The organism is Lysinibacillus pakistanensis (assembly GCF_030123245.1).
In the GTDB taxonomy this organism is placed as follows: domain Bacteria; phylum Bacillota; class Bacilli; order Bacillales_A; family Planococcaceae; genus Lysinibacillus; species Lysinibacillus pakistanensis.
Window position 1 is genome coordinate 3,017,522 of the sequence record NZ_CP126101.1, and the last position, 15,680, is coordinate 3,033,201.

At 36.1% G+C, this 15,680-nt stretch carries 14 protein-coding genes; 7 read left to right on the plus strand and 7 right to left on the minus strand.

Features of this window, described 5'->3' with window-relative positions; translation table 11 throughout:
- Positions 1-39: 39 nt before the first annotated feature.
- From QNH24_RS14940 to QNH24_RS14950, 3 genes are all read right to left on the minus strand, one after another.
- A complete protein-coding gene (locus QNH24_RS14940; RefSeq protein ID WP_283868365.1) occupies positions 40-675 on the minus strand; it encodes a 50S ribosomal protein L25/general stress protein Ctc in 636 nt (211 codons plus the stop codon).
- A 197-nt stretch (positions 676-872) separates the two neighbouring features.
- The gene (locus QNH24_RS14945; protein ID WP_283868366.1) at positions 873-1,787 is read right to left on the minus strand and encodes an S-layer homology domain-containing protein; all 915 of its coding nucleotides are present in this window, start codon (positions 1,785-1,787) and stop codon (positions 873-875) included.
- Positions 1,788-1,949: 162 nt separating this feature from the next.
- Positions 1,950-2,654, minus strand: a complete 705-nt coding sequence (locus QNH24_RS14950; RefSeq protein WP_283868367.1) for a YjjG family noncanonical pyrimidine nucleotidase — start codon at positions 2,652-2,654, stop codon at positions 1,950-1,952.
- 236 nt (positions 2,655-2,890) lie between these two features.
- Between QNH24_RS14950 and yfkAB the strand changes: the two genes are divergently transcribed.
- Positions 2,891-4,003: a radical SAM/CxCxxxxC motif protein YfkAB gene (gene yfkAB, locus QNH24_RS14955; protein WP_283868368.1), complete on the plus strand. Its 1,113-nt coding sequence runs from the start codon at positions 2,891-2,893 to the stop codon at positions 4,001-4,003.
- A gap of 48 nt (positions 4,004-4,051) precedes the next feature.
- On the opposite strand, the gene QNH24_RS14960 is transcribed toward yfkAB, so the two are convergent.
- Positions 4,052-5,044 carry an LLM class flavin-dependent oxidoreductase gene (locus QNH24_RS14960; protein ID WP_283868369.1) on the minus strand — a complete coding sequence of 331 codons (993 nt, stop codon included), beginning with the start codon at positions 5,042-5,044 and terminating at the stop codon, positions 4,052-4,054.
- A gap of 72 nt (positions 5,045-5,116) precedes the next feature.
- The gene (locus QNH24_RS14965; protein WP_283868370.1) at positions 5,117-5,542 is read right to left on the minus strand and encodes a hypothetical protein; all 426 of its coding nucleotides are present in this window, start codon (positions 5,540-5,542) and stop codon (positions 5,117-5,119) included.
- Between the two features lie 460 nt (positions 5,543-6,002).
- On the opposite strand from QNH24_RS14965, the gene sigV reads away from it, so the two are divergent.
- From sigV to QNH24_RS14985, 4 genes are all read left to right on the plus strand, one after another.
- Positions 6,003-6,521 (plus strand): RNA polymerase sigma factor SigV, encoded by a 519-nt coding sequence (gene sigV, locus QNH24_RS14970; RefSeq protein WP_283868371.1) that lies wholly within the window; start codon positions 6,003-6,005, stop codon positions 6,519-6,521.
- Positions 6,514-7,401, plus strand: coding sequence for an anti-sigma-V factor RsiV (rsiV, locus tag QNH24_RS14975; protein WP_283868372.1), 888 nt, complete (start codon positions 6,514-6,516; stop codon positions 7,399-7,401). The genes sigV and rsiV overlap by 8 nt, the downstream gene beginning before the upstream one ends.
- A gap of 171 nt (positions 7,402-7,572) precedes the next feature.
- Positions 7,573-8,697 (plus strand): endospore germination permease, encoded by a 1,125-nt coding sequence (locus QNH24_RS14980; RefSeq protein ID WP_283868373.1) that lies wholly within the window; start codon positions 7,573-7,575, stop codon positions 8,695-8,697.
- On the plus strand, positions 8,697-10,175 hold the full coding sequence (locus QNH24_RS14985; RefSeq protein ID WP_283868374.1) for a spore germination protein: 1,479 nt from the start codon (positions 8,697-8,699) through the stop codon (positions 10,173-10,175). The genes QNH24_RS14980 and QNH24_RS14985 overlap by 1 nt, the downstream gene beginning before the upstream one ends.
- 63 nt (positions 10,176-10,238) lie before the next feature.
- On the opposite strand, the gene QNH24_RS14990 is transcribed toward QNH24_RS14985, so the two are convergent.
- A complete protein-coding gene (locus tag QNH24_RS14990) occupies positions 10,239-11,993 on the minus strand; it encodes an ABC transporter ATP-binding protein (protein ID WP_283868375.1) in 1,755 nt (584 codons plus the stop codon).
- A gap of 419 nt (positions 11,994-12,412) precedes the next feature.
- Between QNH24_RS14990 and QNH24_RS14995 the strand changes: the two genes are divergently transcribed.
- On the plus strand, positions 12,413-13,174 hold the full coding sequence (locus tag QNH24_RS14995) for a TerC family protein (RefSeq protein ID WP_054771834.1): 762 nt from the start codon (positions 12,413-12,415) through the stop codon (positions 13,172-13,174).
- Positions 13,175-13,292: 118 nt separating this feature from the next.
- Here QNH24_RS14995 and QNH24_RS15000 read toward each other — a convergent pair whose 3' ends face one another.
- On the minus strand, positions 13,293-14,765 hold the full coding sequence (locus QNH24_RS15000) for an IS1182 family transposase (protein ID WP_283868376.1): 1,473 nt from the start codon (positions 14,763-14,765) through the stop codon (positions 13,293-13,295).
- 328 nt (positions 14,766-15,093) lie between these two features.
- Between QNH24_RS15000 and QNH24_RS15005 the strand changes: the two genes are divergently transcribed.
- A complete protein-coding gene (locus QNH24_RS15005) occupies positions 15,094-15,603 on the plus strand; it encodes a ferritin (RefSeq protein ID WP_054610593.1) in 510 nt (169 codons plus the stop codon).
- The last annotated feature ends 77 nt before the right edge of the window (positions 15,604-15,680 follow it).

Here is a 15,680-nt window from a genome sequence, read left to right on the forward strand (position 1 = left end):
GGAGCCACTTACCGTATGTAAGATGGCTCCTCTTTTGCGCTATTCTCTTGGTTCAGCAGTATTTTGTCCTGTCGCTTCTATCACTTCAGGTGTATCATCCACTGTATCATCTTCTTGTTCATTTTCAGCAGCAGGCGGTGTGATTGTCACTAATGTATAATCATCCTCCTGTAAGATATCAAAAGAAAACTGCTGACGGATATCTCCAACATAGAGAGAAGTCCCAATCGCTAAATTAGTGACATCTACCTCTATCGATTCAGGAATTTCTATTGGCTTCACCTTTATACGTACCTCACGATTAGGCTGTAAAAGAAATCCTCCATCAGCAACTCCTGCGGCATGTCCAACCACTGTCACTGGAATATCTACCTCAAGCTCCTCAGACATATTGATCGATTTAAAATCCACATGTTTTACATTGCCTTTAAGCGCACAGCGTTGCACTTCCGTTAATACCGCATTAATCTGCCTGCCATCCATATCTAAATGAAAGACACTTTTATTTCCGAACGTAGCTAGTATTTTGGCAAATGCTCTAGCATCCACAGTGATGGTTGTTGGCTCCATTTGATAGCCATAGACTACACCTGGAATAGCACCGTTCTGTCTCAGCTGCGTTAAAGATGAGCGACTTCCTTTTTCACGTTTATTTGCTGTTAAAACCGTAGTCATCGTCAATTTCCCCTTTCATGGAAACTAGTCTCATAAAAGGTTTGCCTGTTGTTATGTTTTTTATACCAATATACATATGAAATAGTAATCATCTATACATCTACATTCAGTCCCATTATCAAACTTCGAGGCGAAACAACTAAGTCTAACTAATTAAAAAGTCGAGAGACATCATGTCCTCGACTTACTGTTCATTATTACAACCTTCCAGCAGCTTCTAATGATACCGCTAGCATTTTAGCAAACTCACCTCGTGAAATCATCTGATTTGGTAATAAATTCATATTGTCATTTAAAGCTCCGATTGCATATAAGGTTTGCGTATGGTGCAAAGCTTCCTCCTGTAGATCGAAGCTATCTTGATAAGGTAAAGACACAAATTCTTCTTGAACAAAATCTACCGCATCCAAAGTTCGGCCAAGCATTAATATTGCCTGTTGTCGTGTAATTTTCCCATTAGGGTCAAATAAATTCTGAGATTTTCCTTTGATAATTCCTAAAGAATGTAATGCTCCAACATAGCCCCCATACCAGGATTTCTTGGCATTTATATCTTTAAATTGGGTTGCTTGAACTGGCTGAAAACTGAATGCACGAGCTAGTAATGCACTAAATTGTGCACGCGTTAAAGAATCATTAACGCCAAAATAATCTGCTGTTCTGCCTTGAACAATACCCCGTTCAGCTAATGTAGAAATATACGAACTATACACCGAATTATCTGTATCTCGAAAATAAATTGGCGGTGGATTTACAAATTTTAATTCCGCACTATTATGAATTGTGGCAATTACGCGATCTCCTAAGTCTCGATAAGCAACAGGCTCCATTACCCCTTTTTTAGCCACTTGTTTTAAAATTCCATCCTTTCCATTCTTGAAAATTTCAATTTCTAGAGGCTGGCGGTTATTGACAATAGTGGCTTTAATACTAAACGTATCGCCCTTTTCAGAGGCATTAATTTTGGCACCATAGGCAGAGTAAACGATCATATTAGATGTTTTCATATGTACATAATCAGTGGGCTCTTGATAGGCATGTGCTTGCAAAGGAGTTACCAATGAAATACTTAGTATTCCTACTAGTACTCCTGTTCTAATTTTTCCTTTCATGTTGCTGCTCCTTTCCTTTCATCTAAAACTATCATACTGGAATCCACTTTGTAAAAATATAGTATTTTTAGCACATACTCCATCAGATCTCTAGTCCTAGAAATTTTCCAATCAAAAAACTACACTTCCATTTGCAAATGGGTGAAGTGTAGTGAGCATTATCTATAAAAGAGTTATTTTGTTATCTAATAGAACATGTAGCTCGTGTAGCTGTTTTATTTCATAATGCGGTTGAATTGTACTTGTATTGTCAATATGACGTATATTAAACCAGCATGTATCAATGCCTGCTTGTAATCCTCCTTTAATATCAGATGTTAATGAATCCCCAATGATTAATGTTTTACTCTTTTGTAATCCATCAATGCGTTCAAAAACGTAGTCAAAAAAGGCTGGCATAGGTTTCTGAAAGCCAGTTTGCTCTGAAATAAAGATACCTTTAAAAAATTGAGCAAGTTGTGCATCCTGTAATCGTTTATTTTGAGTGTCTGTTTTACCATTAGAAACAACATATAAATCATAATGATTAGCTAGCTGCTCAATGACTTCATAGGCACCGTCAACATAATGATGTGCCTCCTTCAAATATTTTTGAAAGATTGCTTCAAAATAGCTTCCATCAACATCATAGCCGAATTCCTTTAATGCAATGGAAAATCGTGTATTGTGGAGTGTATCTTTAGCCACCTCACCGCGTTCAAAAGCACGCCACATAGATTCATTTATTTCTTTATACCGTGCAAACAATGTTGGAGTTGCTGCGATATTTTCCTGCTTAAATAGATGATCAAGTGCTACATTTTCAGCAATATCAAAATCTAATAAGGTGTCATCTACATCAAACAATAAAGTTTCATACTTTGTCATGTTATATCCTACTTTCTTTGGTGCTATGTTACCATTTCGCTCTTTCTATCATAACGTTTTTCTAAAAAAATAACAGCAAAATCGTTTTTCTTTATCCAACATTTGGTTTAAAGAACAATATCATTCACAAAATGAAGGCGGAAATTATCCTAAAAATATCCCTTTTGATAATTTCATGCTTGAAAATAGCGACGAATATGAGACAATAGATTGCTAGAAAGGAAGATGTACGAATTATGACGACCCTACAAAAAATTACGCCTGCCTTTGATCCTTGGGAAGCGTATTTAGATGTTCAGCAACATGGACATATGACCCTATCCAATATTGAATTTACTACAACAACTCTATGTAATATGCGCTGTGCACATTGCGCAGTTGGCTATACATTGCAAACAAAAGATCCTGAGGCATTACCAATTGAGTTAATCATAAAACGCCTAGAGGAAATTCCACATTTAAAAACACTCAGCATAACAGGTGGCGAACCGATGATGAGTAAAAAATCTGTCCAAAATTATGTATTGCCGCTTTTAAAATATGCACATGAACGAGGGGTACGTACTCAAATTAACTCCAACTTAACATTGGAGCCAGAACGTTACTTACTGATTGCACCTTATTTAGATGTGCTACATATTTCCCATAACTGGGGTACTATTGATGAATTTGTCGAAACTGGCTTTGCGATGATGGAGAGAAAACCAACTTATGAACAGCGTGCAGCATTATTCCAACGCATGATTGATAACTCTAAAATGCTTGCTGAGCATGGTGTCATGGTATCTGCTGAAACGATGTTAAACAAAAAAACACTACCCTATCTTGAACATATTCATCAACAAATTATCCATGAGATGAAATGTGCACGTCATGAGGTGCACCCTATGTACCCATCTGATTTTGCCAGCGCCCTCACCTCTTTATCACTAAAGGAAACTCGTGATGCGATTCATCATCTGCTGGATGTTCGGGATGAAAACACATGGATGCTCTTTGGTACCCTACCTTTTTATCCATGCAGTATGAATGAAGAAGATCAACTGCTTTTAAAACGACTAAGAGCAGCAAAAAATGTAACGATGCGTAATGATCCCGATGGTCGCTCTCGCTTAAATATCAATATTTTCACAGGTGATGTTATTGTCACAGACTTTGGCGATACACCAGCACTTGGCAATATTGTGAATGATGAACTACCAGCTATTTTTGAAAAATGGATGGCCACGGATTTAGCAAAATCTCTTAACTGTCATTGTCCTGCAGTAAAATGCTTAGGACCAAATGTGCTTGTTAAAAATATGTATTATAAAGAAACAGAGTTTGTTAGTGGCTCAGCTAAAATATAAAAAAATGTCCAATGCAGAAATCAACATCATGCATTGGACATTTTGATTCTATAATAACTCTTTTGCAAGTAGCTTATAACAATTCATGCGGCATTTTTGTGCATATTGATTGCAGTTCAGCATAACTTCGTCAAATCCATAATGCTCTTGCTCTGCTACTAAAAAGTCAGCGATATCCTTGGGCGTTCCTACAAGATTAGCTTTGCGATTATTCGCTATTGACATTTGATCCATTTCTGTCAGCGGGAAATCCTTCGCCTCCTCAGGTGACATACCTTGGATAATTTGCCCTTTCATCAAGTGCAACCGAGTAATATCTATAGGCTTAGCCAAATATTCTGCTTCCTCTAAGGTATCTGCAACAGTTGCAGCATAGGTAACGATAATTTGAGGTTTTTCCATGTAATAAGAAGGAGTAAAGTAAGCTCTATAAGAATCGAAAATATCCTTGGACATATTGCCCGTAAAAAATTGAGCATAGGAATAGCCCACACCAAGCTGTCCTGCCTGCATAGCACTTTGTCCGCTAGAGCCAAGCAACCATGCCTCAGGTAACTGAATATCGACGGGTGCTGCTATGACCTGATCATAAACATACTCTCCCGTTTTTTGGTTATTCATCAATTTTAATATAATTTCAAGCTTGTCATATTGCTCCGTAAAACGCTGTCTGCGCCCTTCTGCTAGTGCATAAATAGCTGCATGATCGCCACCAGGGGCTCTGCCAACGCCAAAGTCAATACGATTCGGCGCCAAGCCGCTTAATGTTTTAAAGACCTCTGCTAGCTTATAGGGTGAATAGTGCATCATCATTACTCCACCCGTACCAATACGAAGCCGTTTCGTTTTCGCAGCTAAAAAAGCGGCTGTCACTTCTGGAGCAGAGCTTGCCAACGAGTTACTATTATGGTGTTCTGCCAGCCACATACGATGATATCCGAGCGACTCACCTAAAAGTGCCAATTGTTCTGTACGTTGAAATGCCTCCTCAGCCGTGTGACCTTTAGGGATAGGCATTTGATCTAAAATACTTAACTTCATTGAAAACATCCTCTCTGTAGGTTCCCCCTTTCTACTGTAATATAGGACGTACTTTTTATAAAATAAAAAAGCTTATTGATATGCAAGCTGCTTCATCTGCCAAGTCTTATAAACCATGCCAATCAAATTGTTTTTTTGCTCAACACTTAACACATTATCATTAAATTTCATCGCATGAGCAGAAAACGCCATGTTTTGTTCGTCTACAACAAATTGTAAGATGGCATGTCCTTTTTTCCCTTGAAACGTAATATCACCAGATAATTCGACAACATGCTCCCCTGTTTTTGCCTCATAATATCGCCAATATGGTTCAAAAAACGCATAATTAAAAGCATTGCGAACCGTGACATCTGAAAAATTGGACAAATATCCTTCTTTTACTACTTCAATATATTCATTGTCTGTTATATCTTTTTTCGCATTAAAAACATATCCCACCAATACACCCATAAACACTACACAAATAAACACTCTGAGATGATTTGTTAAACTCAAATGTCATCACATCCCCTTTACGTAAAAAACATTATTATCTACATAATACACAAAAATCGATACTTAAAATAGAATATTTTTGTTTTTATAGAAATGCAATAGATACATAATGCTAACCAATTACGCTATCAAGCTGACTGATATTTACTGGCAACTTTCATTTCGTTACGGTAAATCAAGAATGATAGGTAATTATGCTAGGCAAGAGTATGCCCTCCTTATGTTTATATACGTTGGGTAACTAAATTATGACTATGCTATCCTCTTTACGTAATCGCTTATTTTATGGTAACTATTAGATTGATTGAAGACTACCTTATGAAGTATGTAGCTACGATGAAATGATAAAACTTATCTTATTATGAGGGTAAGTTTTATCATTTCATCAACTTTTTTTGTTTCCCCATACGTCTAGTAGTTGTATACAATTTGAAAATGTTAAAAAGGAGCTTCTTTGGACATGAAAACAAGAAATGCATTTCAACATGAAGAGGTGTTTGTCCAATTCATTCGTGAACAAAAAGAGCGATTTTATTTGCTCGCGTATAGCTATACAAAAAATGAACAGGACGCACTAGATGTCGTACAGGACAGTATCCAAAAAGCCATGCTTTCGCTCCACCGACTCGAAAATGTCGAGTATATGAAAAGCTGGTTTTATAAAATTGTCGTACGGACAGCCATAGATTTTTTACGTAAGCATAAACGCTTACAAGTGACAGATGATGATACATTGCAATATTTAACACCAGCTCAGGAGGACGTCTATGAAAATGTGGACTTAGAACATGCATTAGACGAGTTACCTCAAATGTATCGGGAAGTTGTCATTTTACACTATTTTGAAGATTTAAAGCTCGCTGATGTTGCCACTATCCTTAACATAAAGCTGAGTACAGCCAAATCGCGTCTTTATAAAGCGCTAAAACTTCTAAAAATACAATTGCAAGATGTGAAGGGAGAAACAGCACATGGATGAAAAATTAAAAGAACTAGAAAAGCAATATAATAAAGTACCCATTCCAAAGGAGCTTGATTTTGTAGTTGAACATGCACTACAACAAGGGAAAAAGAAGAGAAAAAAACGGGCACCGCAATGGTTACTTGGTTCAGCAGCGGCCGCTATGCTTTTTACTGCAGGTTTAAATGTTAGTCCTGCAATGGCACGTACACTTTCTGAAATCCCTGTAGTTGGCAGTGTTGTGAAGGTTTTAACATGGACGGAATATGAAGTAGCTGAGGACACTTACGATGCGAACATTAAGGTGCCTTCTATTGAAAATCTTGAAAATCAAAAGCTTGCTAATACTTTAAATGAAAAATACCGTGCAGAAGGAAAAGCCCTCTATGATAACTTTATCACCGAGGTTGGAGATTTGAAGGCAAATGGAGGTGGTCATTTAGGAGTAGATAGCGGCTACGACATTAAAACTGACAATGACCAAATCTTATCGATTGGTCGTTACACTGTCAATACAGTTGCATCATCTTCTACAACTATGCACTACGATACAATTGATAAACAAAATGAAATTTTAATTACACTTCCAATGCTCTTTAAAGACGATAGTTATATTAAAACTATCAGTGAAAACATTATTGAGCAGATGCGTAAACAAGCTGCTTCTGACTCAGATAAAGTGTTCTGGGTAAAAGGAGGAGGCATTCCTGACAAGGAGCTTTTTGAAGAATTTAAAACAATTAATGCTGAACAACAATTCTATATTTCAGATAAAGGGAAGCTTGTCATTTCCTTCGATAAATATGAAGTTGCTCCTGGTTATATGGGTGTTGTTGAATTCGAAATCCCAACAGATGTGTTAAAGAATGATCTTGTAAGTATGCAATATATTCACTAAACATAAAAAGTTCAAGATGCGAGGAAACTGATGTATATACGTCAGTTCCTCGCATTTTTTATGGCTTGAATCACTTTAAAACTCTCCTTTTGAGAGAATGTCAACATACTTATAAACCGCTCACTTTTTGTCAAAACTGAATGGTATCAATTAACGATAGAGGGTTTTCATATGAAGAATGTAGGATCAATTAGTATTTTACATGTTATTTTCTTATCCATGACTGTTATTGGTTTAAAAAACCATGTGACGATTATTCCACCGCTGCTTGACGTTGCAAAAAGAGATGGGTGGGCATCTGTGTTAATAGCCGCGGTCATTATAATCTTCTGGTTACTTTTGTTAGTTTATATTCAATCAAAGTCAAAACAAGAACCTATAAGAGATTGGTTAGATGGAACTATTGGAAAAACAGCCTCAACAATTGTTATTTATTGTATCGCTATATTTTTGATTATTTTAGCAGCTTTTACGATGGTTGAAACGCTACAATGGGTGAACACTACGTTTTTACCACAAACACCAGTTATCATTTTGCTATTTATTTATACAATTCTTTGTATTTTACTTGTCACAACTAGTCTACAGACGATCGTTATCTTAAATGTTTTTGTATTGTTTGGAGTAGTAGTTTTTGGATTCTTTGTAGCATTTACAAATATTCAGGTGAAGGAATATCATTTATTACTTCCCTTTTTTGAGCATGGTTTTTCACCTGTTCTAAAGGGAGCAATCTATCCTACATCAGGATTCATTGAGCTATTGATGTTGTTATTTCTTCAGCATCAGTATAAAGACCGTATCCGCTGGTATCATTTTGGCATCATGCTTTTCATTTTAATGGGGCTTACATTAGGACCTCTTATAGGTGCAATTACAGAATTTGGCCCAGTAGAAGCCGCTAAGCAAAGATACCCTGCCTATGAGGAATGGGGATTAGTTTCCATCGGTCGCTATATAGAGCATTTAGACTTTTTCTCAATCTATCAATGGCTTACTGGAACATTTATAAGAGTTAGCTTTATGTTATATATAGTGGCTGATTTATTAAAAATGACTAGTAAGCCAAAGCAAATTTGGAAAATGCTCGCTCCACCATTTTTCTTTATTTGTTTACCATTAATTATTTTGAATGAAAACATATTTTTAAAGGTGAAAGGGAACTATATATTAACAGCTACTGTTATTTTCTTTTTTGCAATCTCTGTTTTTCTCGTCCTAGTAGCATTCTTTTCAGATAAATCCGCAAAAAAGGGGAAATCCGACAAACAAGAAATGGAAAGTGGTGAATCATAATGCCTCAGCAGGAGAAGGCTATAGACCTGAGCACCTTAAAAAAATTGTTTCAAAAATCTGCTGATATTCAATTTCAGGAATATACATTTAATCAACACAAAGTACATTTCGTTACCTGTGATTCAATGATCGACCAGCAGTTACTCAATGAAGTCATTATAAAGCGCGTTCAATATCTCTTTGATCATTTAACAGATGCTCCGCTGGAAGAAAATATTGAAAAGGAACTCCATATCCCTACACTGCAAAAGGTTAAGGACAAAGAAGAGGCTATTACATTTGTCTATACGGGGTCTCTTCTGCTTTATTTTGAGGAAGAGGAATTGTTATATGCGAGTAATATTGCAAAAAAGCCTAATCGAAATCCTGAAGAAACGAGAATGGAGGTTCTTGTAAAGGGACCTCGTGATAATTTTATTGAGGATATACGGGTCAATATAGCACTTTTGAGAAAACGATTACCGACTAATTCTTTTTGTGTCGAAAAAGTAGAGCTAGGTAAACGATCAAAAACAACCGTGGCCATTCTTTATTTTGATGATATTGTCGATATGGATATTTTACACGGCATTAAAAAGCAATTGGCATCTGTTGATACAGATATAGTGTTCAGTGGGGATTTATTAATGGAACGTATTAATAAAAACTCTAAGCTTTTCCCAAAATTTGATTATACAGGACGTCCTGATTATGCCATTCAAGCTTTAATCAGGGGGCGTTTTCTTATATTCGTTGATGGTGTAGCATATGCTGTTATCACACCTGTGAATTTATTCCTATTATTAAAATCGGCTGAAGATAATGAATACCCTATTATCTTTAGTTCTGTTGAACGTTTATTAAGGATATCCGGGATTTTAATTGGCTTATTGTTACCAGCATTTTGGTTAGCCTTGACAACCTACCATCAAAATCAGCTACCATTGCAGCTTTTAGCAACAGTTGTCCAAGCGAAAACAGGGCTACCGCTCCCCTCTTCACTTGAAATGCTACTTATGCTACTCATGTTCGAATTATTCCGTGAAGCTGGTTTACGGCTCCCCTCTGTTATTGGAGGAACGATAAGTGTTGTAGGTGGATTAATTATTGGGGATGCAGCCATCCGTGCTGGTGTAACAAGTCCAGAAATGATTGTGATCATTGCCATCTCTACAATTGCTTCATTTACATTAGTGAACCAATCCCTAGTCACAACAATCAGCTTATTACGTGTCATTTTTATTCTTGCTAGTGGATTTTTGGGTTTATTTGGATTTTTTATCTCTCTATACTTGACACTTTTGTACTTATGTAACATTCGAATTTATGGTTATTCTTACATGAATCTTGCCACAGATTTAAATTGGTCTACCATTAAAAAATCCATCTTCCGACTATCACCAAAAGGCTATACAGAACGTAATAAAGCATTGGCTCCACAAGATTACACACGAACTTCTTCGAATAAGCAAAAGAAAACAAAGGAAAGCTCCCAATAGTCTTGGCATTTTTATTGCTTCATAATAAATCTCCCCCTTTAAGATAAGGGGAGATTTATTTATCTATGGGACTTCTACATATTGTTGTATAGATTCACCTTGACCTTTGCGAAACTGAATATGGTGTAGCTTAGCAAATAGACCATTTTGCTCAACTAGCTCATCATAAGTGCCATCCTCTTCGATGCCATTTGGTGTAACGACAAGAACACGATCAGCATTGCGAATAGTTGCTAATCGATGAGCAATCACAAGGGTTGTTCGATTTTCTGCAAGCTTAGTTAATGACTGCTGGATAATCATTTCTGTTTCCGTATCTAAAGCAGAGGTTGCTTCATCTAAAATTAAAATTGGTGGATTTTTAAGGAACATTCGTGCAATGGCAATTCGTTGCTTTTGACCACCAGAAAGCTTCAAGCCACGCTCCCCGATCTGTGTTTCATAGCCATCCGGCAACTCTGCTATAAAATCCTCTAAATGTGCTTTTCTAGCTGCCTCTTGAATTTCTTCCTCATTAGCTTCTAGTCTTCCATAAGCAATATTTTCACGAATCGTTCCAGTGAATAAGAAAACATCCTGCTGAACGATACCAATTTGTGAACGTAATGAAGACTGTGTCATATTTCGTATATCTATGCCATCAATTGTAATAGCTCCACTGCTTACATCGTAAAATCTCGGAATTAAGGAACAAATCGTTGTTTTGCCTGCACCTGATGGACCTACAAAGGCAATCGTCTGCCCAGCCTGTATATCAAATGTAATATCCGATAACACCGTTTTTGAAGAATCATAATTAAAATGAACACTGTTAAATGAAATATCCCCATAAAGGTGTGTAACGTTTTTTGCTCCATCCTGATCTTGAATTTCAGGGTCTTGCTCAATTAACTCACGGAAACGTTTAAAACCTGCCATTCCCTTTGGATATAGCTCTAATAATGCACTAATTTTATCAATAGGCTTAATGAGAACATTTGTATATAAAACAAAGCTTACCAGTTCTCCATAAGAAAGTTTTCCATTAAAGCTTAGCCATGCCCCAACAACAAGTACAACTAACGTTAATAAGCGTGTCATCATATAAATACTAGAGTGTGTCCCTGCCATAATTTTATAAGCATACAATTTCGCAGAGCGGAAAAAGCCATTTTGCTCTTGAAAACGTTCAATTTCAAACGCTTCATTTGTAAAGGATTTAACGACACGTACACCAGATACGCTATCCTCTACACGCCCATTGACATCAGCAATTTTTCCATACATAGTTTTCCATGCATTATTCATTTTTACATTACTAAACGTTACTAGCCATGTTAAAAATGGCACCATAATCGCTGCAATTAAAGCCAGCGTTGGATTAACATTAAACATAATAGCAAATGCACCAACAAACGTCATTATCGCAATAAATAAATCTTCTGGCCCATGATGTGCAAACTCCCCAATATCAAATAAATCATTTGTGATCCGACTCATGATATGACCTGTTTTTGTATTATCAAAGAATCGAAACGATTGTCGTTGAACATGCGTAAAGAGCTCTTTCCGCATATCTGTTTCAATGTTAATGCCCAGCTTATGCCCCAAATAATTGACGATAAAGTTAAGAACCGTGCTCAGTACATAGACAAGCAGTAATAATACACTAACTTTGACTATCATACCCCAATCACCCGTAGGTAAAAGCTCATCAATAAACCATTGTACTGCTAATGGAAATGCAAGTTCTAAAATGGCGACAATAATGGCACTTGAAAAATCGATAACAAACAGTCGCTTATGTGGTTTGTAATATGAAAAAAACTTTTTATACATATGTTCCCCTCTCAAGCTGCTAAATTTTTTCACTTATCTCCAATAGTACCACTTGTTTAAACCATTCCAAAAGTATTTTTTCGCCATATTTTCATATTTCTATTTGCATTTAATTTTAAAAGTGCTATAATTCAATTATAAAGAATTGAATTGCTTTTGACATTATTGTCAAAGGGGAGTAGCTAGCAGATGTGAGTAATCCATCTGATTTCACATTCGTCATTACATGGTTTTTGGCCATCGGGTGTGAAGGCATATCTTAAATGATAAGATATTTTTTCTGTATACATACAGTTAATCGCTTAGCAAGACCTTTGCCTATTTTTAGGCATAGGTCTTTTTCTTTTGCCTAAAATAGGGAAAGACTAAGTTAAAAGCAGTCATTCACTTCTATTAAAAGATTAAAGGAGGAAACAAATTTGGAGGCAATTTTATTTGAATACGCATGGGTACTCGTTGTATTAATTGTACTAGAGGGTTTATTAGCTGCTGATAACGCTGTCGTAATGGCTGTAATGGTCAAACATTTACCAAAGGCTCAGCAACAAAAAGCATTATTATATGGTTTAGTGGGTGCATTTATTTTCCGCTTTGCCGCGCTATTCCTTATCACAACACTCGTTAATTTCTGGCAAATTCAAGCTATAGGGGCTGCCTATTTATTATTTATGTCTATCAAGCATATTTATGATTCTCGGAAGGCCTCGCAAAATCCGGAAGAAATTGAAGAGCCTAAAAAGAAATCTGGCTTCTGGGTGACTGTAATGAAAGTAGAATTAGCTGATATCGCCTTTGCAGTTGATTCGATTTTAGCAGCAGTTGCTATTGCAGTAACGTTACCACATATTGGAGATTTTGATATTGGCGGCATTAATGCAGGGCAATTTGCAGTTATGTTCCTAGGAGGAATTATCGGTGTGATTATGATGCGATTTGCAGCACGTTGGTTTGTGCGTGTGCTCGATAAATTCCCATCCCTTGAAACAGCTGCCTTCCTAATTGTTGGCTGGGTTGGTGTAAAACTAGCCGTCCTAACATTAGCACATGAAAAACTAGGTGTAATTCCACATGAATTCCCTCACTCCACTTTATGGAAAGTAACTTTCTGGATTGTGTTAGTCGGTATTGCCCTTGGTGGTTATTTAGTGGGTGTCAAAAATCAAAAGAAAAACACAAAATAAAATATTTGAAAAAATCACCTAGAAATATTGAGGGCACTGAAAAACATATAATTTTTATTGTTGAAATAGCCTAACTTAAAAAAGACAACTTCTTGTTACGAACGAAAGTTGTCTTTTTTTATTCTCCTTTACTATTTTTTTCTTTTAAAAGCGTAATAATTCGTTTCAAATTCACAGTGAAAATGGCTGTTGCACTTTGTATTTCCATACCAAATAGACCCGAAGCTATCGCCGTGTCATATCCGTGTCTATTTTTTAATTCACTATTTTTCGCCTCTATTTTATAGCGAGTACGTGCGAGCTCCTTAAACTCTTCACTGTTTTGGAATGCTTCTTGTTCCTTATGCTCAGTAGATTTGATTGAAACTGAATATGTTTTACTTTTTGCCCCTTCTTTATAACAACCTTCGCGGAAAGCACATATTTTACATTTTTCGATATCAAAATAATACGTATGTTTTTGATTTTGTCCTTGATTTTTCTTTCCTGTCCGTGCTTTACGAATTGCCATGTGGCCAGCTTTACACACATACATACCAGCATCTTTATTAAACTCAAATTCATCTTCTTTTGTTCGTCCACCTTGCGTGATTTGTGGATTTAGTTTAGATATAAGTTGGAATTCTTCTTTTTTTGCATACTGGATATTGTCTTTTTCAGAATAGGCTGTATCACCAATGACTGTATCAATGGTCATACCTGTTTCTTTACTTTTTTCAACTAATTCTTGAAGGTATTTTCCATCACTCTTCTCCCCAGTAGTTACTACCGCAGCTGTTATTATTCGCTCATCACTCATTGCAATATGTGTTTTAAAACCAAAGAAAGAAGAATCCGCTGATTTATGTCCAATACGTGCATCTGGATCTATCGAATAACTTAACTTCTCCTCATAATCTTGTACCACTTCTTTTAGGACATTTAGTTTTTCTTTTACAGTTGGAATCATCTCAATTTGAGGTTGAGATTCAACTACCTCGATGACTTGACGACAGTAATCCACTTCATCATTTATTTCGTTAGAATTTGTCTTTGGTGGGAAATTCTCTTTCATCGATTCATCGATTTGATAAACAGCTTTTCTTACATTTTTTGATTTCTCTTGTAAAAATTCTATAGGTGATTTTTGATTATAACGTGCTTTTGTATGGGTGGCGTCCACGATTATTGTTTTATTTTTAATGACTTCTTTCTCTATTGCAATCTCTACAGTTTTGCCAATGAGCATACCTAATAAGCTCATATCTTGGAGACGGAGCTTACGGAATTTCGTTAGTGAACTTGGATTAATGACAGAGTCTTCTGGTGCCATATCTAAAAAATATTTAAACGACATATCATATTTAGAACGTTCTACCACATCTACATCGGATAAATCGAATATTGATTTTAATAGTAAATATTTAAACATGCGAATGGGAGGTACCGCATTACGACCATTATCAAGACAATATTTGTTTTTCAGTTCGTCTAAAATAAAAGAGAAATCAACAAGCTCATTTATTTGCCGAAGCATATTATCCTTCGGTACAACAATGTCATATATGGCCATAAACGGACTAAGATTAAGAGATTCTTGGTTTGAAATCATCGGGATATCACCTACATACTTACTTTTAATATCATTATTATAAAGTAAAAAGGCAGTTGAAAGTTCGATTTAATTGAACTTTTCAACTACCTAATTTCAATAATGGACTTTTTCAGTGCCCTCGAAATATTCTGGGTGATTTTTTAATTCCTCTATATAAAGTATTAGTATCTCAATATGAATTTGATAAAAAATGCTAATTGAGAACAAATATCAATTGAGTTTTGTAGGGATTACTGTGAAAAATTAAATTTTTGTATGTCTGCCTCTCTTCGCTGTATACTAGAAGCAAGCAGAAGGTATTTACTGCAAAGGGAGGAAAACTTTTATGTTATCTGAAAAACTACACACAGCATTAAATGATCAAATGAATTTTGAATTTTACTCCGCACATGCCTATATGGCGATGGCTGCGTACTGCACGGATCAAGATTATGATGGCTTTGCCAATTTCTTTTTAGTACAGGCGGAGGAGGAACGCTTCCATGCCATGAAATTTTATAATTTCCTAAGTGATATGGGCTACCGTGCAACCATCCAAGGCTTTGAAAGCCCAGGTAACCATTTCGAATCTATTTTAGATGCCTTCAAAACTGCACTTTCTCATGAAAAAGAAGTGACACGTCGTATTTACAATTTGTCAGACATCGCTTTAGATGAACGTGAGCATGCGACTATGGCATTCTTAAAATGGTTTATTGATGAGCAGGTAGAGGAAGAATCAACTTTCGACACACTAATTCGTAAAATTGAACGTATTGAGAACGACTCCAATGCTATCTTTATGCTAGATGCGGAATTAGCTACACGTACATTTACGCCTGATGCTGAGGCATAGAATTTCATTTAGCCTATTTTAAATGAAAAATTTAATTTGGAAAATGCAAAAAGCTACTAAGTTTTTGAAGAAATTTT

What these genes read in the sequence shown, in the direction of transcription:
- QNH24_RS14980 (WP_283868373.1), top strand. Translation starts at nt 7,573, where the DNA reads ATGAAGAATGTAGGATCAATTAGTATTTTACATGTTATTTTCTTATCC.
- yfkAB (WP_283868368.1), top strand. Translation starts at nt 2,891, where the DNA reads ATGACGACCCTACAAAAAATTACGCCTGCCTTTGATCCTTGGGAAGCG.
- QNH24_RS15005 (WP_054610593.1), top strand. Translation starts at nt 15,094, where the DNA reads ATGTTATCTGAAAAACTACACACAGCATTAAATGATCAAATGAATTTT.
- QNH24_RS15000 (WP_283868376.1), bottom strand. Translation starts at nt 14,765, where the DNA reads ATGATTTCAAACCAAGAATCTCTTAATCTTAGTCCGTTTATGGCCATA.
- QNH24_RS14940 (WP_283868365.1), bottom strand. Translation starts at nt 675, where the DNA reads ATGACTACGGTTTTAACAGCAAATAAACGTGAAAAAGGAAGTCGCTCA.
- QNH24_RS14950 (WP_283868367.1), bottom strand. Translation starts at nt 2,654, where the DNA reads ATGACAAAGTATGAAACTTTATTGTTTGATGTAGATGACACCTTATTA.
- QNH24_RS14960 (WP_283868369.1), bottom strand. Translation starts at nt 5,044, where the DNA reads ATGAAGTTAAGTATTTTAGATCAAATGCCTATCCCTAAAGGTCACACG.
- rsiV (WP_283868372.1), top strand. Translation starts at nt 6,514, where the DNA reads ATGGATGAAAAATTAAAAGAACTAGAAAAGCAATATAATAAAGTACCC.
- QNH24_RS14945 (WP_283868366.1), bottom strand. Translation starts at nt 1,787, where the DNA reads ATGAAAGGAAAAATTAGAACAGGAGTACTAGTAGGAATACTAAGTATT.
- sigV (WP_283868371.1), top strand. Translation starts at nt 6,003, where the DNA reads ATGAAAACAAGAAATGCATTTCAACATGAAGAGGTGTTTGTCCAATTC.
- QNH24_RS14985 (WP_283868374.1), top strand. Translation starts at nt 8,697, where the DNA reads ATGCCTCAGCAGGAGAAGGCTATAGACCTGAGCACCTTAAAAAAATTG.
- QNH24_RS14990 (WP_283868375.1), bottom strand. Translation starts at nt 11,993, where the DNA reads ATGTATAAAAAGTTTTTTTCATATTACAAACCACATAAGCGACTGTTT.